This is a genomic window from Allobacillus salarius (assembly GCF_007559425.1).
Taxonomy (GTDB): domain Bacteria; phylum Bacillota; class Bacilli; order Bacillales; family Alkalibacillaceae; genus Allobacillus; species Allobacillus salarius.
Window position 1 is genome coordinate 1 of the sequence record NZ_VMHE01000028.1, and the last position, 22,423, is coordinate 22,423.

The window sequence follows — 22,423 nt, forward strand, 5'->3', positions numbered from 1 at the left end:
CCTCCTTCATATCAAGATAGTTATAGTATGGAGGAGTGAGATGTGGAATTATAGGTGTGGTTATCTTTACGCTTACGTTTAAAATGGTGAAGATTGATAAATAATATTTTTCATCTTCAGCAAATGGGTGCTTTAGTGGGTGCGAAATGTTCCTGGCTCAAATGAATGTGTGACACAATTTCGGTAAAGGTCAGGCTGTTTTAGTGTTATCTAAAACTGAAGGGTTATATCGAAGTATCGAATGAAGAAGTAACGCTCTGAAAGGCTCTCTCGGCGTTGATTAACACGTTGTTTAGTAAGAAGCTACATGTTATAAGCTCGGCTAATAGGCGTAAGAATTTACCGTAACAGTCTGGCTGACGAAAGCCTACCCGATGGGGTGGTGTAAATCATGATGCTTGAGTTGAACAAATATGATGAAAAACTGTTTATCTTGTAGTCTCTAGTTTTCTCTTGCTTTATTGAATGCTTACGTTGCTGGGTTACTGGGAAAAACACAAACAATGAAAACTAAGGAAAATATTCGGAGAATCTGGTATTTATTATTTTTATTTGGTTCGTTAATATTCACACTCCCATTTAAATTGACTTCTCATTAGTTAAATAAAATATCGATTTTTAATTTATATATTGGATTACCCCATAACACTCTTCCAGCGATTCAACAACAGGATGATTCCTTGATATAAGAACAATGCGATTGTCAATGCAATCGGTCCGATCTGATGTTGAATGAAATTACCCCAAGCTGCATTCAGTGTTGCAGCGATGATTAATCCTACCGCAACCATGATAAATGACACGATTAAATTAATGGTGAGGAAACCAGTTAAATTCCTCTGTTGTTTCTTGTAGATAAACCAAATACTCACAGCCAAAATCATTCCGATTAAAGTAATCTCAATCATTAATGTAAAGGAATTAAGCTGGCTAAGGGAGCCAAAGTAACTCTCTGCACTAGATTGATTATTCACCCACTCATCTCGGATGTTGGTCTTATATATTTCAGGAGCAAAATAACAAAGGTTAATAATAGCCAGCAGTCCAATATAAATGGCAACTGATTGTTTGTTCATTGGCTAGCACTCCTTTGATTGTGTTAATTATCTATTTGTATGAACGTATGAAAGTGATTAATTCACTATGTACTTACTTTCTATTCTACCGAATTACATGCAGAATAGCCATTTCGGTCGAATAGGAGGCCTCTAATCGCCCGAAGCACATGTGGAATTGCAGTTTCAGTCAAATAGGAGGCTTCTAATCACCCAAATCATACCTGAGAATCAAACTTTGGTCGAATAGAAGTCTGCTATTCACCCAAAACACAACCATTAACTACATTTCAGTCGATTATATTGTTCTCTTCATTTCCTTTTTGAATTTAGGGTCACCAACCTATAAAAAAGAACCGGGGCGATTTCCCGGTTCTTTTCCTATATCAACATCTATTAACCTTTAAAAGTAGGACCTGCTTCAGCGATATCTTTTGTCACATGATCGAACTGTTTGAAGTTCTCATGGAATTTCTTCGCTAGGTCTTGTGCTTGCTGGTCGTAGCGATCTTTGTCAGCCCATGTTTTCTTCGGATGAAGGACTTCAGTTGGTACGCCAGGGCACTCTGTCGGAATATGAAGACCGAAGAATTCGTCTTGTACCGTTTCGACATTTTTCAGTTCGCCTTCCAATGCTGCTTGAACCATGGCACGTGTGTAGCCAAGTTTCATACGGGAACCTTCGCCATAAGGGCCACCTGTCCAGCCAGTGTTAACTAGGAAAACTTCTGAGTTGTGCTCATCGATTTTCTCACCAAGCATTTTAGCGTATTCTGCAGCTGGTAATGGCAAGAATGGTGAACCGAAGCACGCAGAGAATGTCGCTTGTGGCTCTGTGACACCACGCTCCGTTCCAGCTAGTTTGCTCGTATAACCACTTAAGAAATGATACATCGCTTGTTCTTTTGATAGCTTGCTGATCGGAGGCAATACGCCAGAAGCATCAGCAGTCAAGAAAATGATTGTATTTGGGTGTCCGGCACGACTTGGACGGACGATATTATCGATATTATCAATCGAGTAAGCGGCACGTGTGTTTTCCGTTAAGCTCGTGTCGTCATAGTCTGCTTCACGATTTTCGTCCAAAATGACGTTTTCCAATACGGAACCGAAACGAATCGCGTTAAAAATTTGTGGTTCTTTTTCAGCAGATAAGTTCACGGTTTTTGCATAGCATCCGCCTTCGATATTGAATACACCGTTTTGACTCCATGCATGTTCGTCATCACCGATCAAGCTTCTGCTCGGATCTGCCGATAATGTTGTCTTTCCTGTTCCAGAAAGTCCGAAGAATAAAGCAACATCGCCTTCTGCGCCGACGTTCGCTGAGCAGTGCATTGGAAGAACTTCATTTTTAGTCGGTAGCATATAGTTCATGACAGAGAAAATCGATTTTTTAATTTCTCCTGCATATTCCGTCCCGCCAATTAAAACGATTCTATGTTTAAACGAAACAATGATGAATGTTTCGGAATTTGTACCGTCTACTTCAGGGTCCGCTTTAAAATGTGGTGCTGAAACAACTGTAAATCCAGCCTTATGATTTTCTAGCTCTTCTTTTGATGGGCGGATAAACAAACGGTTGGCAAATAGGTTATGCCAAGCAAATTGTGTAATGACTTGGATTGGCAGGCGGTATTTTTCATCCGCACCGGCAAAGCCGTTGAACGTAAACAATTCATCTTGCTTTTCCAAGTAATCAATCACTTTATGAAATAGATTTTCAAATTTATCTTCGCTAATTGGTTGGTTGACGCTTCCCCATTCAACATGATCTTGGGACTCTTCATCTTTAACGATAAACTTATCTTTTGGTGATCTACCTGTATATGTTCCAGTTGTTGCACGAATCGCTCCAGTAGAAGACAAGACGCCTTCTTCACGACTTAATACTTTTTCAACAAGTTCAGCAACTGAAAGATTTTTATGATTCACGTCTAAATCGGTCAAGCGAGCGACGAGCGAATCAAGTGTATTAGTGCTCATTCATTCATCATCCTTTACGTTTAAGTTAAAGTGTGCTGTTTCAATCTGGTTATTAGTATAACACATTGAGGAAATTAATCCATACTAATGGTGAAAATAATTGTGACTAAATTATAACAACATTCATGGGTACTTTACCAATCTTTTATGAGAAAGTGATGGATTGTTTTATCTTTCAATCTCTAAATCTGTCGTTCATGCGAGAAATATACTATGTTATGCTTTGAATAAGAGATTCAACAGACGATATTTTTTGGTGAAAGGTTGGTTCATTACATGGAAATAAAAAGCAATAAAGAAGAAACATTAAAACAGTTCCAGACGTACATTCATCAATTTCCGGAAGAGGAAGAAAACCTTGCGCCATTCATTTCTTTCATTAAAGAGAGCGAAGAATTATTCGACCGCAGCGTGTCACCGGGACATATTACCGGTAGCGGATTTGTTTTACATCCGAATGATCCGGATCATATATTGATGCTTTTTCACAAATCATTGGAAAGATGGTTGCAACCGGGTGGTCATGTTGACCCAGGTGAAACACCAGAAGAAGCGGCCATTCGTGAAGTGAAGGAAGAGACAAACATCGAAGCGCGTCTTCATTCAGTACATAAGGAACAGCTTTATCCTTTTGATGTCAATATTCATTACATCCCAGCGAATGAGAGGAAAGGTGAACTAGGTCATTTTCATTATGATTTTCGTTATCTTTTAGTGACAGATGAGACAGAAATCGGTCAAAATGATGAAGGTCATGATGTCCGGTGGGTAGATATTACAGAGATTCCCGACGAATCATTGTCTCGCGCGATAAAGCAAATCAAATCGATTCTAGCGGGTCAATAAAATAAAAGAACTTCCGCTAAACCTTGCGCGTCCTAAGGGTAAAAGCGTTCCGCCGATAAACGGAGCGAAGCCGCCGATAAATCGAGCAAAGCCGCCAATAAACGGAGCGAACCCGCCGATAAACGGAGCAAAGCCGCCAATAAATGGAGCGAACCCGCCGATAAACGGTGCAAACCCGCCGATAAACGGAGCAAACCCGTCGATAAACGGAGCAAAGCCGCCGATAAACGGAGCAAAGCCGCCGATAAACGGAGCAAACCCGTCGATAAATTGTGGAGAACCAAAATTGAATCCAATCATCAACAATGGACTTTAACAAACCTTATTATAGAAAGGTGGTACATATATCATGGATACAAAATCCATCTTAATCTTTTTTCTGGTTTTTGCTGTGTTGCAAGTAACAGAGGGGCTAAACTTAGGAGGTAATTGGTTTGTTACTACATTCATTCAATTTGCAATTTGCTTTGTAGTTTTTATTGTTTTTTCATTAATATGGACAAGGGTTACAAAGAGGAAGACTTAATATGGGGGCTAACATAATACAGAAATAAGGGATATATAATTGACAAGTTGCGTCATTTAACGATATGATTATGCAGAAACGGAATAACTCTTATCCAGAGAAAGCGGAGGGAACAGGCCCGATGAAGCTCGGCAACCATCACAGACTGTGACAGGTGCTAACCTGATGCAAGGTGTCCCTTGGACGATAAGAGCGGAAGGCGGATAATCACCTTTCCCTTTTGTCATGGATAAAGGGGGAAGGTTTTTTTGTTGGATTGAAGACGTTCGACGTTTTTAATCGATTTTAAAACTACGTCTCTGACATCACTCGATTACTCGCCGTTTGACGAGGAGTATGGAGAGTGATGCTGTCGTCTGACCAGGAGAGAGTGCCGTAATAATTCTTGGGAGGAAATAGATATGGAAAGGAAACGAAGATTATTCACATCTGAATCGGTCACAGAAGGCCATCCGGATAAAATTAGTGACCAGATCTCAGATGCCATTTTGGACGAAATTTTAAAAGAAGATCCAGATGCACGAGTCGCGTGTGAAACAATGGTTTCAACAGGTCTTGTTTTAGTATCCGGAGAGATTTCAACGACTTCATATGTCGATATCTCAACGATCGTTCGTGATACAGTAAAAGAAATTGGCTATACACGGGCGAAATATGGTTTCGATTATGCAACATGTGCTGTATTGACTTCCATTGACGAGCAGTCCGTAGATATTGCTGCTGGAGTCGATGTCGCTTATGAAAAAAGAGAAGGACAAATGACGGACGAAGACATTGAAGCAATTGGTGCAGGTGACCAAGGATTGATGTTCGGTTTTGCAACGAATGAAACCGAGGAATTGATGCCTCTGCCGATCTCACTTTCTCATAAACTGTCGAAGCGGTTATCTGATGTTCGACGAACGGAAGTGATTCCGTATTTACGACCAGACGGAAAAACGCAAGTAACGGTTGAGTATAAAGAAGATGGTACACCGGGACGAATTGATACGATTGTCTTGTCTACACAACATCATCCAGAAATTACGTTGGAACAAATCAAAAAAGATATTATGGAATTCGTCATTCGACCAATCGTTCCGGAAGATTTATTGGATGATGAAACAAAAATCTTTATTAATCCAACAGGACGGTTTGTCATCGGTGGACCTCAAGGAGATGCCGGTTTGACAGGAAGAAAGATTATCGTAGACACCTATGGTGGTTATGCACGTCACGGCGGAGGAGCATTCAGTGGTAAGGATCCGACGAAAGTTGACCGTTCAGCCGCTTATGCCGCTCGCTATGTCGCGAAAAACATCGTCGCCGCGGGGCTTGCTGAAACGTGTGAAGTACAATTGGCTTATGCCATCGGTGTCGCGCAACCTGTTTCTATTAATGTTGATACATTTGGAACAGGCGCTGTCTCTGAGGAACGAATGGCTGAAGTCATTCCAGAAGTATTTGACCTACGCCCAGCTGGTATTACGAAAATGCTCGATTTGAAGCGGCCAATTTACAAGAAAACAGCAGCTTTCGGACACTTTGGACGATCAGATGAAGATTTCACGTGGGAACGTACAGATAAAGTAGATGAGTTAAAGCGTTTCTTTGAAAATAACTAAATCATAAATCAAGAAAACAGTTGTTATACATATCGTATAGCAGCTGTTTTTTTATTGATGTTTAATTTAAAAAATGTAAATTTTAAATTTTCAGATTTGTGATATGATTAAATTATACACGTCAAAAGCTATAGAAACAAAATCAAATAAAGTTTTCATGGAGGATACGCAATGTAAAAATTCTTCTTTATACGTTTCTAGTAAGTTTTTTCTTAGCTGGTTGTAATACAGGTAATGCAGAAACAAAGGAAGAAAATGACCAGAGCCCTACACAATACGATACGGTCAATAATTTTGAAGGTGTTTCTATGACTGTTAAAGAAAGCAGCATCTCAACAACAGGTTTGACAGTAATCTTTGAAAATAACTCAGACGAACAAGGTGTTTATAGCGAAGACTTTTTGTTGGAAGAGGAAGTCGAAGGCAATTGGTATGAGGTACCGACAATTGTAGATGAATACGGATTTGCGGAACCAGGCTATGAATTACCGCCGTCTAAAACTGAGGAGTTTACAGTTGATTGGGAATCGCTTTATGGAAATCTCGATAGCGGTAACTATCGAATAATTAAAAGTATGGCCAATGTTAGGGAGCCGGGAGATTATGATGATTACTATTTGGCAGCGCAGTTTACGATTGAATAACCATCGTACTTTACATTGGTAATCTATTAGGCGCCATTGCTTTAGAAAGGAATGGCGTTCAATTTCGCAAGTGAATAACAATTTTATACTAGTTGGAGGATCTCATGTTTATAGAAGAAAGTATTATATTGTTAAAAAAGAATTTGTTGAGGAATTTAATGAGCATTTTAATAAAAACAACCTACCTAACCAGCTAAAACATGGTTCACGATTAATAGGTCGTTGGATGAAGGAAAATCAAGACGACACAGACACTGTCGAGATCTTTGCCATATGGGAATATGACAGTTATGAGAGCTATTTAAAAATTGAATCTAACGTAAGAAATGACAAAAAACATGTTGAACGTGTTAAAGACTGGTATGAAAAGAATGGAGGAAAAGCACACGTTTTTAACGAATACATAGTAGAAGTGAAAAATGAAGCTTTAGAGTCAACTGTGAAAAATGATGTGTAACTTAGTTCTTTTTAACATTTTTAACAAGCGGGCTTGTTTCTGAACAACGATTTGTTATGAATTATAAATCTGAATTGACTATTACTATTTTACGAACTGAATAAAGGGAGAAATCATATGTTTCCTACACTAGAAACTGAGAGGTTGATATTAAGGGAGTTAACAGATAAAGACGCAGAAAACATTTTTGCTTGTTTTTCTAACGAGGACGTAACACGCTTTTACGGCCAAGAAACGTTAAAAAATGTAGAAGAAGCAGTAAAAATCGTAGATATATTCTCAAAAAACTATAGAGAACAAAGAGGTATACGATGGGGAATTGAGCGAAAGGACACCCAAGGTATAATTGGAACTATTGGCTTTAATGCTTGGTTACCCAAACATAAACGTGCGGAAATTGGATACGAAATTCATCCTCAACAATGGAGAAAGGGATATACCTCTGAGGCAGTTTCCCAGGTTATTTCTTATGGTTTTGATGTTATGGGGTTAGCTCGTATAGGTGCAGTCGTCTTTATTGAAAATGAAGCCTCAAATAAATTACTAGGCAAAGCAGGCTTTCAACAAGAGGGGGTTTTAAGAAACTATATGTATCAAGGTGGAAAACCATATGATACATACGTTTATTCCCTGCTTAGAGAATAAGATTTTACAGTTACTAAAATCAATGCTACAACTGAGCCGAATTGTAGTGAGGTAGTGCTACATTGGAGTTGTTAATATATAGGAGGAGATTTAGATGATTCTTGGATTACACCATGCACAAATTACCATTCCAAAGGGTGCAGAAGAAGAAGGGAAACAGTTTTATTGCGACGTATTAGGTCTAGAAGAAATTGAGAAACCAGAATCACTTAAGGGGCGTGGAGGATTTTGGTTAAAAGTCGGTGATCGAAGCGTGCACGTAGGGACAGAAGAAGGTTCTGACAGACTATCAACAAAAGCTCATATAGCTTATTTGGTAGATGATGTTTCATACTGGAAAAATGTTTTGGAGCAAAAAGACATTCAACCTATTGAAGGAGTTCCGATTCCTGGTTTTGATCGTTTTGAATTCAGAGACCCTTTCGGCAACAGGGTCGAGATGATTCAAGAAATATAAGTTATTAAAGGTAAATATAGTATCGATAATGTGGCTTCAACTTCCCTAGGGGGGATTCTTAGCAAGCCGGTTTAATTGTTTAGGAGTTGTATAAATAAAATGAATTTTCTCGTTAGGCAAGAACAGGTAAATGATTATAAAACGACAGAGAACGTTGTAAAGACAGCATTCGAATCTGCAGAACACAGTGACAAGGATGAGCATAATCTGGTTGCAAGAATCAGAAAATCTGATGGATTTATTCCAGAACTCTCATTAGTGGCTGTCAATAAAGAAAGCGATGAAATACTGGGACATATATTGTTATCTGAAATATTAATTGTTAGTGATGACAATGAACAAGTTGATTCATTAGCACTCGCACCCGTTTCTGTATTACCTGATTATCAAAACAAAGGTATAGGAAAAGCGTTAATACAAATAGCATTAGAAAAATCAAACGAGCTCGGGTTCCAGTCAGTTATTGTAATGGGCTATCCGGAATACTATCAAAGGTTCGGTTTTAGAAAATCATCTTTATGGCAAATTAAGGCACCGTTTGAAGTACCAGAGGATGTGTTCATGGCTATTGAATTGCAGAAAGGATCACTTGATAATGTTTCTGGTTTAGTAAAGTATCCAAGTGCGTTTTTTGGTTAAAGGTTCAACAATAACTGTTACTTGAAATTAATATTTAGATGTATGAACGAATCATTATCTAATCAAATCCTAATAATTGTAGTTTGAGATTATAGAGAAGAGTGACTCGAAGTTTCAATATAGATAGTCGATTAAATGACAGAAAGGGGTAAATTTTATGACCGTAGCCACGAATCAAGGAGATTCAGTAAAGGTAGTATTTGTTTACCAAAAAAATGAACAAACCGAAGAAGTGACACTTAACTCTGCTCAACTATCAGCGTTATTGAATGCAAAACAGATTTGGATTGAAAGATTTAGCGCTAATTTAAAGGTTGAAAATACGGTTTGGTCCTATGCTAATGATAAAGTATCATTGCAAATTTATTTGAAATAGTGACTACTTGAATTAATAAAACACAAAAGAAAAGGGCGCAATTCCAGGTAAACGGAGTGGCGCCCGAACTTATATAACCGGACCAAGTAATTGAAAATGCTTGAGAAATGTTGGAGTGACATTCTTTTTTAAGCAATACATATAAGAAATGAAATAGCTGTAAATGGGAGGTTTTTAAGTGGTTCAACCAAAAGCTCTTTTCGAGTCTGGATTGAAAATCGTCGGGGTTCTTACGATTATTTGGGGTTTAGTCCATATTACTCCTGTGGTTTTTCAATTTATGTCTATTTATAATCAACCGGATATGATGACGAATCAGAATTTAAGCTCTTATCGTTTTTCGCTGATCTTTCAAGTTGTGTACCCTGTAATCCTTTTGATCATTGGGATTTACCTACTTAAAGACGGGAAGGCCGTTGTGGAATTAGCCTTTAACAATTTGTCTACGAAAGACGAAGATAAGATTGGCTCATTATTTTATCTTTTTATGAAGATGGCCGGATTAGTTTTAATCATCTATTCCCTTCCAAAAGCGTTTCAGATTATATCCAATTTTATCTTTACTTCTTCTGTTAACAGTGTAAATACATTTGAGCAAACACAATTCATTGTTCAAAATCTTGTAATGGTAGTGATCCATTTTATATTCGGAATCTATTTACTGAGGAGCGGAAAGATTTTTTATAAAATTGGCTTTTCTAAAAATAACGAAGATGAATGATGAAACTAAGTTGGATGGTGTTTTAGGAACAAATGGAGCTAACGATATGGAGGGGAAGTTATGTCCCAAAGGATCGCTGAAAGATTTAAAAACTTTGCTACATTAGAATGTCATGGCTCGAGCGACCTATATGAAGATTTATCGAACCAAATCGCAGCAGATGACGAATTGTTGGATTTAAGCATGTATGCAAGAGAAGGGCAACCAATCCCTAACTTACTTTTTGGCGCTGTTCATTATTTGTTGCTACAAGGTGAAGAACATGAATTGAAGGAATTCTACCCTAGCATCGTCGATCAGGTGAGTAGAGAGGATAATCCGTTTCCTTTTTTTAAGGATTTTTGTATGAAAAATAAAAATGAAGTAAGGGCCATCTTAGAAAACAAGCTTGTCCAAACAAATGAGGTACGAAGGTGTGCCTATCTTTATCCTGTATTTTGTTATATATACAACCAGATCAAAAGACCACTTTCACTCATCGAAATCGGGACAAGTGCAAGATTGCAGTTGCTTTGGGATCATTATTCCTATTCTTATGGTGACGAGCAAGTCTATGGCAATCAAAATTCCATTGTTCATTTAACATCCATAGTACGTAATGGTGAAATACCTTTGGAATTATTAACATCAATTCCACCGGTCAGTGATCGATTGGGCATAGACTTAAACATTACCAATCTTACCGATGAAGACGAATATTTATGGTTAAAAGCACTTATTTGGCCTGAACATAAAGAACGACTAAAAAACCTTGAAAATGCAGTTGATCAATTAAGGGTAAATCCACCTAATTTAATAGCAGGAAATGGTGTAGACTTACTCCCTGAGATAATAAAAGATGTTCCTGTTCATACAGCAGTTTGTATCTTTCATACTCACGTAGCCAATCAAATGCCTGAAGCGGCTAAAAGTGAACTGATGGATCAGGTTAATGAAATAGGGAGAAACAGGGACGTTTTTCATATTTATAATAATATTTACGACAGAAAACTTCGCGTGGATTCCATTATAGATGGAAAATCCGAGACACAGGTTATTGGTGATACAGACGGTCATGGTGGATGGTTTGATTGGAATTTAGGAGGTGCCGAATGAAGGTAATTAAATCTGTTGGGAGAAGATTTTCTAAACTAGATATTACATTTTTAACCGTAAGTGTAATCAGTTTAATTTTTATGCTTTTAGACCGACAGAACGCTATCATTTATGCAGAAGTGATCCAATTCTCGGCAATTTTATTCTTTATAACAAAGGGGATACATTTTGCGAGAATAAAGAATGCCAAATATGCGACACAATGTTTTTTATTGGCAGTCATATTAATAGGTGCAGAAATCTTAAAGCTTTTAATGTATAACAATGCTATTTAAAAAGCGAAATAAAAGAGACTCATGGGCGAAATAATGGGCAAAGTGTTAAACGAACTTGTTTATGGTTGGAGAGATATAAAAGATATAAGTTGATCATTTATTAATCGAGCAAGATGATCTAAAATAGCAAATTTACAATACCGAAAAGGATTTGTTTTAAGAGTAAAACAAATCCTTTTTTTGTGCCAATATCCTTAATTACTTTTTACCATTTTTTTCGTTTAATGAGCTTGGTTTCTGGGTATGCTACCCTATAAAGGCTCGAAAAGACTTGTTTTTTTGCCAATTTTGTCTAATAATTGGGGGCGTTTGGCTGTTTAAATTAGTTGACGAGCCAGCTAAATCACTATGGTGTTCTTACATAGTAGAAAGACACGTGAGGGTTAAATTGTTACCGGTTTATAAACGAATTGAAACCTGGGTGATGATTCATAGTTACCTAGGAGCTTTCTTTTTGAGTTAGTGATTTAAACCTTATATAGGTTTAAAAATAAATAAATATTAATTTTAGTCAATTAATCTTTGTGGAGGGGGTTCATTATGGTGGACAAGGATCAAAACAAAGGCCATACAGAAGAGCCAGAGAATGCTTCTAGGAGGGATTTTCTTAAGAAATCAGGTTATGCGGCTGGTGGTGTAGCCGGTGGTTTAGTACTAGGTGGTCTATTCGGTCAGTTCGATACGGCTGAGGAAGGAGCGAATAGCGATCAAGTAGAACAACTGCAAAATGCTCGTACTTTCTTTAAGCGTCGTGAGGATTTTGAAACATTAGCTTATGCTAGTGAGCGAATTTATCCAGAAGATGAAAATGGTCCAGGAGCGATTAAGCTAGGTGTACCATATTTTATTGATAAACAGTTGGCTGGATATTACGGTTACAATGCCAAAACATATATGAAGGGACCTTTCCAACCTCAAAAATCAGGTGAATATGGTCTTCAGACGAAACTTAATCGTGGAGAAGTATTCCTACATGGATTAAGAAAAATGCAAGAGGTAAGTCAAAAGGATTTCGGAAGTAAATTTGCTGAACTTGAAGGCGAACAACAAGATGAGATCCTTCGTAAGTTTGAAGCGAATGAAATCAAATTGAAGGGTGTACAATCAAGTATATTCTTTGAACTCTTGCGTCAGACAACGATTGAAGGTGTGTATTCTGATCCGGTTTATGGTGGAAATAAGGATATGCAAGGTTGGAAAATGATTGAATATCCTGGTCCTCGGATGGGCTGGGCGAATGAAATCGATGCGGAAGAGTTCTTATCTAAAGAACCGATGAGCTTGAAGGAATACCAAGGAGGTAATTTATAGATGGCAACAAAACTTGATAAAGTCGATGTCGTAGTTGTTGGAGTTGGCTGGGCTGGTGGAATCATCAGTGCTGAAATGGCCAAAGCGGGAAAGAATGTCGTTGCATTGGAACGAGGCGAACATAGAGAAAGAAGCGACTATATCGGTCAAAAAGACGAACTGAAATATGATAGTCGCTATGAAATTATGCAGCCATTATCAAGCGATACAGTTACTTCTCGAAGTGAACTAGATGAAACCGCATTGCCGATAAGAACAAGAGAGCAAATGCAGCTCGGATTTGACGTTGGTGGTGCAAGTGTTCACTGGGCTGGTGCTACGTATCGTTACTGGCCTTATGATTTTGAAATGAGAAGTAAAACAATTGAAAGATACGGAGAAGATAAAATTCCTGAAGATATGAATCTGCAGGATTGGGGCATTACTTACGAAGAAATGGAACCGTATTATGATAAGTGGGAAAAAATGGCTGGCATTTCTGGTGAGCAGGATCCATTAGCACCTAAACGGAAAAATGAATGGCCAAACCCACCTTTAAAAGAGACACCAGCTTTAAAGCTATTTAAAGATGCAACAAGTAATCTAGGCTTACATCCTTTTCAAATTGCGGCAGGAAATATGTCTCAAAATTATACAAATCCAGATGGGCAAACTTTAAATGCATGTATGTATTGTTCTTTCTGTACAAGACATGGGTGTGATTTCTCAGCAAAATCTGACCCACTCGCAACCGTTGTTCCGACTGCTTTAGAACATGATAATTTTGAACTGCGTACACGAGCCTACGTAAGACGAGTTCTTTATGATGGTGGGAACAAACAAGCGACAGGTGTCATGTATGTAGATGAAGAAACAGGTGAGGAATTCGAACAACCAGCAGATGTTGTCGTATTATCGGCTTTCGCATTTACAAATAATCGCTTATTGATGTTATCTGGTATCGGTGAACAGTATGACCCTGAAACAAGAAAAGGAATCATCGGCCGGAATTTCAACGGTCAGTATAACTCCGCATTTCACGGTGCAAGAGGATATTTTAAGAACAAACGGTTTAACTTATATATGGGTGCAGGTGCACTTGGCGCTGCAGTCAATGATTATGCGGCGGATAACTTTGACCATTCCGATTTAGACTTCATTGGTGGAGGTGCGATTGAATTAAGACAGTATGGTGATGCTGCCATTAAGAGTAACTACATCGTACCAAGCGATACACCTCGTTGGGGTAAGAAATTCAAGGAAAATTCATTGTTCTACGCTTATAGAGGTTTGCATATTTGGTATACTTCAACGGTAATGTCTTATTGGCATAATTACCTTGACTTGGATCCGAATTATACGGATGAATTCGGTGATCCGTTATTACGTGCAACATACAAATTCGGTGATAATGAACGAAATATCGGTAAGTTCGGCGTAGAAAAATGTCGTGAAATCATGGAAGAAATGGGCGCCGATATTGTCGAAGAAGATGCATTACCAGAAGAGTTCGATCATGTTTATGCAGGTGGACACTATACTGGTGGTGTTGTCATGGGAGATGATCCAGAGACTTCCGCTGTGAACAACTACCTGCAAATGTGGGATGTAGATAACCTATTCGTCGTTGGAGGTTCTGCTTTTCCGCAGTTTGGTAGCCACCACCCGACGCCAACGATTGGTGCTTTAGCTTATCGTGCCGCTGAGGGAATCGAAAAGTATATGAATGAAGGCGGTCAGTTAGCGAAAGCTAAAACGAAGAGCCATAAAGCATAAATACGACCGGTAAAGAGAGTAAAGAGGACAATTCTTTGGAGGTGAACACTTTTGTTAAGTTCGATAGGGATTCCGGGTCTAATACTCATCATTATATTAGCGCTCATTATATTTGGACCTAAAAAGCTACCTGAAATTGGAAAAGCAACCGGTCAAGCATTGAAGGAATTTAAGCAATCTACAACAGAATTGATGTCAGATGATTCGAAGAGTAACGATCAGAAAAATGAACAGCAAGAAAAAGTTAGTGAGAAATAATAAATAAAACGGAAAAGCGTCGCATTGAGTGCGGCGCTTTTTGTTTGTGAAAATAAAGTGATGAACTTTTGTGGATGATTTGAAGAATACTTGAAGTGTCTCGCTCAATCAGGCGTGGTTTGCCTGATTGAGGTCATTACTCAATTGATCAAAGAATTTTTATTGGAATATGAACCCTAATTGGGAAAATATGCGTCCGCCGTTACCTGATATGAGCCCCAAATTCACATAAATGGTCCCTAGTTGGAAAAATATGTGCCAAACGGACGTATTTATGTGCCGAACTCAGAAAAATATGTGCCAAGCAACCACTAAAGTTCGCTCATCAATTTTCTTCTTGAATTTTCTTATACACTCGGCCTTTTTCGACATAACTTTTTCTTACTCGATTCATTTCTTTCAAATCTTCTTCATTAATATCGCGAATCACTTTGGCAGGTCGGCCGAATGCCATCGTATTTGGCGGTATTACTTTTCCAGGTGTCACTAAACTGCCTGCACCGATAAAAGCACCTTCGCCAATTTCTGCACCATCCAAAACGGTTGACCCCATTCCAATTAACGCATTTTTTCGAATGACTGCTGAATGTAGCATCACTTGGTGTCCGACCGTTACGCCGTCTTCGATGATCAGTGGATTATCCGGACTTTGATGGAGCAATGATTGGTCTTGTATATTCACATCGTTTCCGATTACTGTAGGTGCGACATCTCCGCGAATCACAGTTTTATACCAGATGCTTGCGTTTTTGCCGATTTTCACGTCTCCCGAAATAACAGCATCTTCAGCGATAAAAGCAGAGTCGTCTATTTCAGGGTAAAAATCTTTATATGGGAGTATCATATTATTCCTTCCTTTCTTTTCTATGCTATGATTATTATAACAAAAAGACATGTATATGCAGTGTAAGGAGGTCGGTTAGAAAATGAAAATACAAGAAACCGAAAATGCGAAAGCTGTTGTCGTTGTAGTCCACGGAGCGTTCGAGCATTCTGGTCGATATGATTGGGTGGTCGAGCAATTAAGCACACACGGGTACCATGTTGTTTACGGAGACTTACCTGGTCAAGGTGAAAATATTCCATCGAAAAGAGGTCATATCCGTTCATTCCAACAATATATTGAAACGGTGAAGACATGGGTTGATCAAGCGAAAACATATGAACTACCGGTGTTTTTACTCGGACATAGTATGGGCGGTTTAATTTCCATTCGTTTCGTACAAACGATGAATACATCTCTTGATGGAGTCATTTTATCCTCTCCTGCAGTAGGGATTAGTTCTGGGCCGAATAAGGCTCTGCGTGCAATTGCCAATTTAATGAATCCGTTCTATCCAAGCTTACGTGTAAAAACAGGGATTCAATCGTCTGCTGCAACGAGAAATGAAGAATTTGTCGCCCAAGATAAGGATGATCCACTGTTCTTAAGAAAGGTGTCTATCCGGTGGTTCTTAGAATTTCAGAAGGCAGCTGAACAAGCGAATAAAAATGTCAATCACTATAAAAACATCCCAACGTTGATGCTTCAAAGTGGAAAGGATCAGCTAGTCGATAAAGATGTCAGCATCAATTGGTTTAATAAAATTAAGGTTAATGAGAAGTCCATCCATGTATATGATGAGTTATACCATGAATTATTGAATGAACCTGAACGGGAAGAGGTCATGCGAGAAATCGTTCAATTTATTGAAGGAAAACGACAGCGGACACACTAAACATCATAAGAAACATTGCGCCATTGAATGGAGGAATCAACATGCCGAAAGTGCCGACATCTATCTTTGATGTCATCCGATCTTCTTATTTTGATATTTTTCCAGAGGTTAATCGCCGTTTGGACGAGTGGAAAGAAAAAGCACGTGCGATTCCGAATGAAGAACTGCGAACGCAAGCATTAAATAGTATCGATTCAAAAACGTTTCATTGTGAAGGCGGTTCGATTTACGCCACGCTTGCTCAAGAAAATTGGAAGCTTGCGATTCGGTTTATCGTTGCCTATCAAACGATCAGTGACTATTTGGATAATCTATGTGACCGAAGCACCTCACTCGATCCAAAAGATTTTAGCCAACTCCATATGTCGATGCATGAAGCGTTGTTACCGGAGCCTTCAAGTGAAAGGACTAACTTCTATGCAATGCGTGAAGAACAGGATGATGGTGGTTATTTACAAGCATTGGTTGATACATGTCAAGAAACGATCCAACAGATTCCGAATTATGAAGCGCTTTATCCATCATTAAAGCGACTTGCATCCTTATATATTGACCTCCAAGTACATAAGCATGTGAAAAAGGAAGAGCGGGTGTCTCGTTTAGAACGATGGTATAAAGAAGAATGTGAAACGAATGATTTGTCGTGGTATGAATTTTCCGCTGCGAGTGGGTCGACACTCGGGATCTTTTGCATTATCTCTTACGGATTGAAAGGAAGAAATGTTGCGAAGGAGATCTTTTCAAGTTATTTCCCTTACGTACAAGGTTTGCATATTATGCTTGATTATTTCATTGATCAAGAAGAGGACCGTGAAGAAGGGGATTTGAACTTTTGTTTTTATTATGAAGCGGATGAACAGCTATTCTCTCGGATGAATGCATTTATTGAGCGGGCAAAAGTAGAGACTGAAGGATTGCCCGACCAAAAATTCCACCGGTTAATTGTCGATGGACTGATTGGGCTCTATTTATCGGACCGTAAAGCAAACAAGTTGCCGTATGAACGAGGGAAAGTCCAGTCATTGGTTAAGGCAACAGGCTGGCGAGCAAGCTTAGTCTATTGGAATGGGAAAATGTACAGGAAGTGGAAACGTCGCTAGTCGTCACTTTTTTTGAATGACAACTGCGAAAGGTGCCCGTTCACTTCGGTTCACCATTTCGTATTTGGCGACGTCTGCTATTTTCGATGGAAGATTACGGAGATAATCCATGACTGCCTCTTTTTCTTGCCTACCTTCCGGATGTCCAGGATAAATGACGATACCAATATGGCCACCTGGTTTAAGACGATTAAGTAGTCGTTCAATGGCTTGAATGGTCGTTGTTTCAGTCGTCGTTATTTGTTGGTCGCTTCCTGGTAGATAGCCGAGGTTGAATATAGCCCCATCAATTTCGTCAATTGCATGTTCATCGAGAATGTCGGTTGCCAATTCATGGCCTTTTAAAAAGGGATAAATGTTATGACGGTTATTTTCTGAGAATCGTTGGTTAGCTTGGTCAATCGCTTCTTGTTGAATATCGAAAGCGAAAACTTTTCCATTGTCTCCGACGAGGTTACTAAGCACTAAACTGTCGTGTCCGTTTCCAAGCGTTGCGTCAACGACGATATCACCTTCATGGATGGTATCTGTGAATAGTTGATGGATAAATGGGATGATGGATAACATAATGATTTTCTCCAATCTAACGTCTTCGTTTTTTTAGTTTCTTCTATTATAACGCGCAAATAGATTTGAGACGAGGAGGAAGATATATGCGATTCGTATTGGAATTATTCCGGATAGCAGTGATCGTGTTTTTGCTTGGTGGTCTTGGTTGGTTTTTATTGAATGAAATATACGCATCCATTGATCAGACGATTGAGCTTAAATGGCTTGGAGCAATAGCAATTTTATTGTTGATATTTGTTTTATACCGGAATAAGTTGCAATTTACTGGATGGTACCAAGGAAGTAAAAATGTAAAGCTTCCCCGGGCTGTTACTTATGTGCTGGTCTTTAGTGCGGTTGTGTTAATGATTATTCCTTTATTTCTTGGGTGAGAGTTAAAGGGAAACAGAGGTGGATAAGATCATGAAAATTCGTGAAATCGAAGTAAAAGACAATCAAGCCATGGAGGAGATTATCAAGCGTTCCTTAGAATCATTCGAGTTAGATATTCCTGGCACGGCTTACTTTGACCCGCAATTGGGAGAGCTTGCGCAATTTTACGCCCAAGAGAAAGGTGCCAGCTATTGGGTCGCGGTGAATGAAGCGGAAGAAGTTGTCGGTGGGGTTGGGATTGCATCGTTCGACCGTGAACAGCAAGTCTGCGAGCTCCAAAAGTTATATGTAAAACCAGAATATCAAGGTCAAGGAATAGCCGTGAAATTGATAAGTGTCGCGCTTGAGTTTGCTGAAAAGCATTATGACTATTGTTATTTGGAAACGTCTAAAAAACTAGAAGCCGCAAATCGGTTATATAGCTGGTTTGGCTTTGATCAACTCGACCAGCCTTTTGGTCAGTCATCACACTTTACGATGGATGCTTGGTATATGAAGGATTTGCGTCAAGGTAAAGATAAGTCTTGACAAAAGTATAGAGCTTACATAAAATCAACAGTAATAAGAAACGAAACGATGATAAAGGACTAGTAAAGGCAGACAGCAAGCTTACAGAGAGGCAGCGGTTGGTGAAAGTTGCTCTTGCAATGCTTTGAACTCCCCTTTTAGTTGCATAGGTGAAATTCAACAGTAGTCTGTGCCGTCTCCTGCGTTAAAGGATCAAGTGAGTACGATCGATTCGTACTAATTTGGGTGGTACCACGGGTGTTAACTCTCGTCCTAATTTTTTGGACGGGAGTTTTTATATTTTATAAAAGAAAAGCAGTTGTGAAGGAGGAAGGATTGTGTCTTACAATCATCGAGATATTGAGAAAAAGTGGCAACAGTTCTGGGATGAGAACAAAACATTTAAAACAGATACGAACTCAGATAAGCCAAAGTTTTATGCGTTAGATATGTTCCCTTATCCATCGGGGGCAGGACTTCATGTCGGTCACCCGGAAGGCTACACAGCAACCGATATTCTTTCCCGAATGAAGCGGATGCAAGGGTATGAAGTGTTGCATCCAATGGGATGGGATGCGTTTGGTTTGCCTGCTGAACAATACGCCATTGATACAGGTAATGACCCAAAAGAATTTACAGAGAAAAATATTCAAACGTTTAAGCGTCAAATTAAATCCCTCGGTTTTTCCTATGATTGGGACCGGGAGATCAACACAACAGACCCTAGCTATTATAAATGGACACAGTGGATCTTTAAGAAATTGCATGAAAAAGGCTTAGCTTATATGGATGAAGTACCAGTGAACTGGTGTCCAGAACTAGGTACCGTACTCGCCAATGAAGAGGTTATTGACGGGAAAAGTGAACGTGGTGGCCATCCCGTTATCCGTAAACCGATGCGTCAATGGATTTTAAGAATTACTGAATACGCAGACCGTCTGTTAGAGGACCTGGATGATTTGGATTGGCCTGAAAGCTTGAAAGATATGCAACGAAACTGGATTGGAAAATCAGAAGGTGCTGAATTGACGTTTGAAATTGAAGGCACTGATGAAAGTTTTGATGCTTTCACAACACGTCCAGATACCCTTTTTGGTGCAACGTATGCGGTGTTTTCTCCGGAACATCCACTTGTTGAAAAAATTACGACGGATGAACAAAGAGATGCAGTTAAGCAATATCAAGATCAAGTCCAGGCGAAAAGTGAACTTGAACGAACGGACTTAGCGAAAGATAAAACAGGTGTGTTCACTGGTGCTTATGCGATCAATCCGGCTAGTGGAGAAAAGATGCCGATTTGGATTGCGGACTATGTGCTCATGTCTTATGGAACCGGGGCCATTATGGCGGTTCCTGCACATGATGAGCGGGACTACGAATTTGCAACGAAATTTGAACTGCCAATCCTCGAAGTCGTTGAAGGTGGAAACATAGAGGAAGAAGCATATGTTGGCGATGGACCGCATGTTAATTCAGACTTCTTGAACGGTTTGAATAAAGACGAAGCTATCGAAAAAATGATCGCCTGGTTGGAAGAAAAGAATATCGGAACACGTAAAACAACTTACCGACTACGTGATTGGCTATTCAGTCGTCAACGTTACTGGGGTGAACCAATTCCAATTGTACACTGGGAAGATGGAACGATGTCTGCACTTGATGATGAAGACCTTCCATTAATTCTTCCGGAAACAGACGAAGTAAAGCCATCAGGTACAGGGGAATCACCATTAGCCAATATTACAGAATGGTTAGAAGTCACAGACAAAGAAACCGGTAAAAAAGGACGTCTAGAAACGAACACAATGCCTCAATGGGCAGGAAGCTGTTGGTATTATCTTCGTTATATCGATCCTCATAATGAAGATGCATTAGCAGATTTCGAAACTTTGAAGAAATGGCTTCCAGTTGATATTTATATCGGCGGAGCTGAACACGCGGTACTGCATTTACTGTACGCTCGTTTTTGGCATAAATTCTTATACGATATCGGTGTTGTGCCGACAAAAGAACCATTCCAAAAGCTATTTAACCAAGGCATGATCTTAGGTGAAGGTAACGAAAAAATGAGTAAATCAAAAGGGAATGTTGTTAACCCAGACGATATTATTGATACTCACGGAGCAGATACACTTCGTCTTTATGAAATGTTCATGGGCCCACTGGATGCATCCGTTGCTTGGAGCACGAATGGTTTGGACGGTTCAAGAAGATTCCTTGATCGTGTTTGGCGACTCTTTGTCGATGAAGACGGTAAGTTGAAAGAGGTAGTGAAAGACCAAGAGAATGAAAGCTTTGATAAGGTTTATCATGAAACGGTGAAAAAGGTAACCGAGGATTATGAGAACCTTCACTTTAATACAGCAATCTCACAATTGATGGTCTTTGTAAATGAAGGCTATAAAGCTGAAGTCATTCCGAGGCAGTATGTTGAAGGCTTTGTCAAAATGCTTTCACCAATAGCACCGCATCTAGGTGAAGAACTATGGTCACTGCTTGGACACGAGGATTCGATTACGTATGCAACATGGCCGGAGTATGACGAAAGTAAATTGACAGAAGATACAGTAGAGATTGTTCTTCAAGTTATGGGTAAAGTTCGGTCGAAAGTTTCCGTTCCAGTAGATGCGACGAAAGAAGAGCTCGAGGAAATCGCATTAGCAGATGAAAAAATCAAAGAATGGATTGAAGGGAAAACTGTACGTAAAGTCATCGCTGTACCAGGGAAACTCGTAAATATAGTAGCGAACTAACTTCAATTACTACCAGTCAGGTCTGCTAGAGGTCTGGCTGGTTTTATTTTGTTTTAACCTGTTTTGTATAAAAGGTCGAACAGTGGGTGATTATTTAATATGAAGAGATTTCTCTTCTATAGATGCTGTGAGTAACGAAGTAAAAATTGGAAGTGGTATTTAATTGACATGAGCTCGGGTTCGGATATAGAATAGGAATACATTTCGTCATAAGGAGGATTTTTCGATGGAAGATAAGAAAATTGACTTGATAAACAAAGAACAATTGAAGCAAGAGATGAACCGACCAGATTTAGAAATCATTGATGTTCGTGAAGATGATGAAGTGGCGGAAGGAATTATTCCTGGAGCGAAACATATTAAACTAGGAGATATCCCAACCCGCATTAGTGAATTGTCTAAAGACAAAGAATATGTAATGGTTTGCCGATCTGGCGGAAGAAGTAATAGAGCAGGAGTACAATTAGAAGAACAAGGTTACAATGTGAAAAACCTGCAAGGCGGAATGCTTGATTGGGACGGAGACGTATCCAAATAAAAAACTTCTAAAAAGCCGTTGACATGAATCGACTAAATCCGTATAATAGATTCTGTTGTCAAAAAAACAAGAGATACCAACTTTTTTGTTGACAATTCAAATGAAGCTGTGCTATATTAAGTAGTGCGCAACAAAAGTATTTCGAACCTTGAAAACTAAACAAAATAGCCTGAAGTCAATTCGGTTTCTTTCTTATTGATTGGGAAAGAAACAAA

Annotated in this window: 25 protein-coding genes, 1 riboswitch and 1 other annotated feature; of the genes, 20 read left to right on the forward strand and 5 right to left on the reverse strand. The window is 39.1% G+C overall.

Annotation, left to right across the window (positions count from 1 at the left end):
• Window positions 1-635: 635 nt before the first annotated feature.
• On the reverse strand, window positions 636-1,076 hold the full coding sequence (locus tag FPQ13_RS11410) for a hypothetical protein (RefSeq protein WP_144089460.1): 441 nt from the start codon (window positions 1,074-1,076) through the stop codon (window positions 636-638).
• A 375-nt stretch (window positions 1,077-1,451) separates the two neighbouring features.
• Window positions 1,452-3,041 (reverse strand): phosphoenolpyruvate carboxykinase (ATP), encoded by a 1,590-nt coding sequence (gene pckA, locus FPQ13_RS11415; RefSeq protein ID WP_144089461.1) that lies wholly within the window; start codon window positions 3,039-3,041, stop codon window positions 1,452-1,454.
• Between the two features lie 276 nt (window positions 3,042-3,317).
• On the opposite strand from pckA, the gene FPQ13_RS13925 reads away from it, so the two are divergent.
• Window positions 3,318-3,887, forward strand: a complete 570-nt coding sequence (locus tag FPQ13_RS13925; RefSeq protein ID WP_144089462.1) for an NUDIX hydrolase — start codon at window positions 3,318-3,320, stop codon at window positions 3,885-3,887.
• Here FPQ13_RS13925 and FPQ13_RS11425 read toward each other — a convergent pair.
• Window positions 3,873-4,187 (reverse strand): hypothetical protein, encoded by a 315-nt coding sequence (locus FPQ13_RS11425; protein WP_186279667.1) that lies wholly within the window; start codon window positions 4,185-4,187, stop codon window positions 3,873-3,875. The two genes, FPQ13_RS13925 and FPQ13_RS11425, sit on opposite strands and share 15 nt — an antisense overlap.
• A gap of 313 nt (window positions 4,188-4,500) precedes the next feature.
• A riboswitch (SAM riboswitch) is annotated at window positions 4,501-4,606 on the forward strand.
• Window positions 4,607-4,814: 208 nt separating this feature from the next.
• Between FPQ13_RS11425 and metK the strand changes: the two genes are divergently transcribed.
• From metK to tatA, 13 genes are all read left to right on the forward strand, one after another.
• Entirely contained in the window at window positions 4,815-6,017 is a 1,203-nt protein-coding gene (gene metK, locus FPQ13_RS11430) for a methionine adenosyltransferase (protein WP_144089463.1), read from the forward strand.
• A 308-nt stretch (window positions 6,018-6,325) separates the two neighbouring features.
• The gene (locus FPQ13_RS11435; protein WP_144089464.1) at window positions 6,326-6,661 is read left to right on the forward strand and encodes an immunoglobulin-like domain-containing protein; all 336 of its coding nucleotides are present in this window, start codon (window positions 6,326-6,328) and stop codon (window positions 6,659-6,661) included.
• Window positions 6,662-6,746: 85 nt separating this feature from the next.
• Window positions 6,747-7,118 (forward strand): NIPSNAP family protein, encoded by a 372-nt coding sequence (locus FPQ13_RS11440; RefSeq protein ID WP_144089483.1) that lies wholly within the window; start codon window positions 6,747-6,749, stop codon window positions 7,116-7,118.
• A 117-nt stretch (window positions 7,119-7,235) separates the two neighbouring features.
• The gene (locus FPQ13_RS11445) at window positions 7,236-7,763 is read left to right on the forward strand and encodes a GNAT family N-acetyltransferase (RefSeq protein WP_144089465.1); all 528 of its coding nucleotides are present in this window, start codon (window positions 7,236-7,238) and stop codon (window positions 7,761-7,763) included.
• A gap of 94 nt (window positions 7,764-7,857) precedes the next feature.
• Window positions 7,858-8,220, forward strand: a complete 363-nt coding sequence (locus FPQ13_RS11450; RefSeq protein WP_144089466.1) for a VOC family protein — start codon at window positions 7,858-7,860, stop codon at window positions 8,218-8,220.
• Window positions 8,221-8,319: 99 nt separating this feature from the next.
• Window positions 8,320-8,859, forward strand: a complete 540-nt coding sequence (locus tag FPQ13_RS11455; RefSeq protein ID WP_144089467.1) for a GNAT family N-acetyltransferase — start codon at window positions 8,320-8,322, stop codon at window positions 8,857-8,859.
• Between the two features lie 157 nt (window positions 8,860-9,016).
• The gene (locus tag FPQ13_RS11460; protein WP_144089468.1) at window positions 9,017-9,235 is read left to right on the forward strand and encodes a hypothetical protein; all 219 of its coding nucleotides are present in this window, start codon (window positions 9,017-9,019) and stop codon (window positions 9,233-9,235) included.
• 178 nt (window positions 9,236-9,413) lie between these two features.
• Window positions 9,414-9,956 carry a hypothetical protein gene (locus FPQ13_RS11465; protein WP_144089469.1) on the forward strand — a complete coding sequence of 181 codons (543 nt, stop codon included), beginning with the start codon at window positions 9,414-9,416 and terminating at the stop codon, window positions 9,954-9,956.
• 60 nt (window positions 9,957-10,016) lie between these two features.
• A complete protein-coding gene (locus FPQ13_RS11470; protein ID WP_144089470.1) occupies window positions 10,017-11,051 on the forward strand; it encodes a DUF2332 domain-containing protein in 1,035 nt (344 codons plus the stop codon).
• Window positions 11,048-11,326, forward strand: coding sequence for a hypothetical protein (locus tag FPQ13_RS11475; protein ID WP_144089471.1), 279 nt, complete (start codon window positions 11,048-11,050; stop codon window positions 11,324-11,326). The genes FPQ13_RS11470 and FPQ13_RS11475 overlap by 4 nt, the downstream gene beginning before the upstream one ends.
• Before the next feature lie 543 nt (window positions 11,327-11,869).
• Window positions 11,870-12,637: a gluconate 2-dehydrogenase subunit 3 family protein gene (locus FPQ13_RS11480; protein WP_246065509.1), complete on the forward strand. Its 768-nt coding sequence runs from the start codon at window positions 11,870-11,872 to the stop codon at window positions 12,635-12,637.
• Window positions 12,638-14,392 carry a GMC family oxidoreductase gene (locus tag FPQ13_RS11485; protein WP_144089473.1) on the forward strand — a complete coding sequence of 585 codons (1,755 nt, stop codon included), beginning with the start codon at window positions 12,638-12,640 and terminating at the stop codon, window positions 14,390-14,392. It begins immediately after the preceding gene.
• A 51-nt stretch (window positions 14,393-14,443) separates the two neighbouring features.
• Window positions 14,444-14,650 carry a twin-arginine translocase TatA/TatE family subunit gene (tatA, locus tag FPQ13_RS11490; RefSeq protein WP_144089474.1) on the forward strand — a complete coding sequence of 69 codons (207 nt, stop codon included), beginning with the start codon at window positions 14,444-14,446 and terminating at the stop codon, window positions 14,648-14,650.
• Window positions 14,651-14,975: 325 nt separating this feature from the next.
• On the opposite strand, the gene FPQ13_RS11495 is transcribed toward tatA, so the two are convergent.
• Entirely contained in the window at window positions 14,976-15,494 is a 519-nt protein-coding gene (locus FPQ13_RS11495; RefSeq protein ID WP_144089475.1) for a gamma carbonic anhydrase, read from the reverse strand.
• Between the two features lie 82 nt (window positions 15,495-15,576).
• On the opposite strand from FPQ13_RS11495, the gene FPQ13_RS11500 reads away from it, so the two are divergent.
• Both FPQ13_RS11500 and FPQ13_RS11505 read left to right on the forward strand, forming a co-directional pair.
• Window positions 15,577-16,368, forward strand: a complete 792-nt coding sequence (locus FPQ13_RS11500) for an alpha/beta hydrolase (protein ID WP_144089476.1) — start codon at window positions 15,577-15,579, stop codon at window positions 16,366-16,368.
• Between the two features lie 41 nt (window positions 16,369-16,409).
• Window positions 16,410-17,468: a tetraprenyl-beta-curcumene synthase family protein gene (locus tag FPQ13_RS11505; RefSeq protein WP_144089477.1), complete on the forward strand. Its 1,059-nt coding sequence runs from the start codon at window positions 16,410-16,412 to the stop codon at window positions 17,466-17,468.
• 3 nt (window positions 17,469-17,471) lie between these two features.
• Here the strand turns inward: FPQ13_RS11505 and mnmM are convergent, their stop codons facing one another.
• Window positions 17,472-18,035: a tRNA 5-(aminomethyl)-2-thiouridylate-methyltransferase MnmM gene (mnmM, locus tag FPQ13_RS11510; RefSeq protein ID WP_144089478.1), complete on the reverse strand. Its 564-nt coding sequence runs from the start codon at window positions 18,033-18,035 to the stop codon at window positions 17,472-17,474.
• A gap of 86 nt (window positions 18,036-18,121) precedes the next feature.
• Here mnmM and FPQ13_RS11515 point away from each other — a divergent pair, with 86 nt between their 5' ends.
• The 4 genes from FPQ13_RS11515 (at window position 18,122) to FPQ13_RS11530 (ending at window position 22,208) form a co-directional block, all read left to right on the forward strand.
• Complete coding sequence (locus FPQ13_RS11515) at window positions 18,122-18,409, forward strand: hypothetical protein (protein ID WP_144089479.1); 288 nt, start codon at window positions 18,122-18,124, stop codon at window positions 18,407-18,409.
• A gap of 31 nt (window positions 18,410-18,440) precedes the next feature.
• Window positions 18,441-18,938 carry a GNAT family N-acetyltransferase gene (locus FPQ13_RS11520; protein WP_144089480.1) on the forward strand — a complete coding sequence of 166 codons (498 nt, stop codon included), beginning with the start codon at window positions 18,441-18,443 and terminating at the stop codon, window positions 18,936-18,938.
• Window positions 18,939-18,977: 39 nt separating this feature from the next.
• Window positions 18,978-19,196: a binding site (T-box leader), on the forward strand.
• A gap of 59 nt (window positions 19,197-19,255) precedes the next feature.
• On the forward strand, window positions 19,256-21,670 hold the full coding sequence (gene leuS / locus FPQ13_RS11525) for a leucine--tRNA ligase (protein ID WP_144089481.1): 2,415 nt from the start codon (window positions 19,256-19,258) through the stop codon (window positions 21,668-21,670).
• 226 nt (window positions 21,671-21,896) lie between these two features.
• Window positions 21,897-22,208, forward strand: a complete 312-nt coding sequence (locus tag FPQ13_RS11530; RefSeq protein ID WP_144089482.1) for a rhodanese-like domain-containing protein — start codon at window positions 21,897-21,899, stop codon at window positions 22,206-22,208.
• Window positions 22,209-22,423: the final 215 nt, after the last annotated feature.

Bases quoted from the DNA above. Each gene is read 5' to 3' on its own strand.
- FPQ13_RS11410 (WP_144089460.1), bottom strand. From the start codon at position 1,076: ATGAACAAACAATCAGTTGCCATTTATATTGGACTGCTGGCTATTATT.
- mnmM (WP_144089478.1), bottom strand. From the start codon at position 18,035: ATGTTATCCATCATCCCATTTATCCATCAACTATTCACAGATACCATC.
- FPQ13_RS11475 (WP_144089471.1), top strand. From the start codon at position 11,048: ATGAAGGTAATTAAATCTGTTGGGAGAAGATTTTCTAAACTAGATATT.
- FPQ13_RS11485 (WP_144089473.1), top strand. From the start codon at position 12,638: ATGGCAACAAAACTTGATAAAGTCGATGTCGTAGTTGTTGGAGTTGGC.
- FPQ13_RS11515 (WP_144089479.1), top strand. From the start codon at position 18,122: ATGCGATTCGTATTGGAATTATTCCGGATAGCAGTGATCGTGTTTTTG.
- FPQ13_RS11470 (WP_144089470.1), top strand. From the start codon at position 10,017: ATGTCCCAAAGGATCGCTGAAAGATTTAAAAACTTTGCTACATTAGAA.
- FPQ13_RS11505 (WP_144089477.1), top strand. From the start codon at position 16,410: ATGCCGAAAGTGCCGACATCTATCTTTGATGTCATCCGATCTTCTTAT.
- FPQ13_RS11460 (WP_144089468.1), top strand. From the start codon at position 9,017: ATGACCGTAGCCACGAATCAAGGAGATTCAGTAAAGGTAGTATTTGTT.
- FPQ13_RS11520 (WP_144089480.1), top strand. From the start codon at position 18,441: ATGAAAATTCGTGAAATCGAAGTAAAAGACAATCAAGCCATGGAGGAG.
- FPQ13_RS11530 (WP_144089482.1), top strand. From the start codon at position 21,897: ATGGAAGATAAGAAAATTGACTTGATAAACAAAGAACAATTGAAGCAA.
- pckA (WP_144089461.1), bottom strand. From the start codon at position 3,041: ATGAGCACTAATACACTTGATTCGCTCGTCGCTCGCTTGACCGATTTA.
- FPQ13_RS11500 (WP_144089476.1), top strand. From the start codon at position 15,577: ATGAAAATACAAGAAACCGAAAATGCGAAAGCTGTTGTCGTTGTAGTC.
- FPQ13_RS11435 (WP_144089464.1), top strand. From the start codon at position 6,326: ATGACTGTTAAAGAAAGCAGCATCTCAACAACAGGTTTGACAGTAATC.
- FPQ13_RS11425 (WP_186279667.1), bottom strand. From the start codon at position 4,187: ATGATTGGATTCAATTTTGGTTCTCCACAATTTATCGACGGGTTTGCT.
- metK (WP_144089463.1), top strand. From the start codon at position 4,815: ATGGAAAGGAAACGAAGATTATTCACATCTGAATCGGTCACAGAAGGC.
- FPQ13_RS11450 (WP_144089466.1), top strand. From the start codon at position 7,858: ATGATTCTTGGATTACACCATGCACAAATTACCATTCCAAAGGGTGCA.
- FPQ13_RS11455 (WP_144089467.1), top strand. From the start codon at position 8,320: ATGAATTTTCTCGTTAGGCAAGAACAGGTAAATGATTATAAAACGACA.
- FPQ13_RS11445 (WP_144089465.1), top strand. From the start codon at position 7,236: ATGTTTCCTACACTAGAAACTGAGAGGTTGATATTAAGGGAGTTAACA.
- FPQ13_RS11495 (WP_144089475.1), bottom strand. From the start codon at position 15,494: ATGATACTCCCATATAAAGATTTTTACCCTGAAATAGACGACTCTGCT.
- FPQ13_RS13925 (WP_144089462.1), top strand. From the start codon at position 3,318: ATGGAAATAAAAAGCAATAAAGAAGAAACATTAAAACAGTTCCAGACG.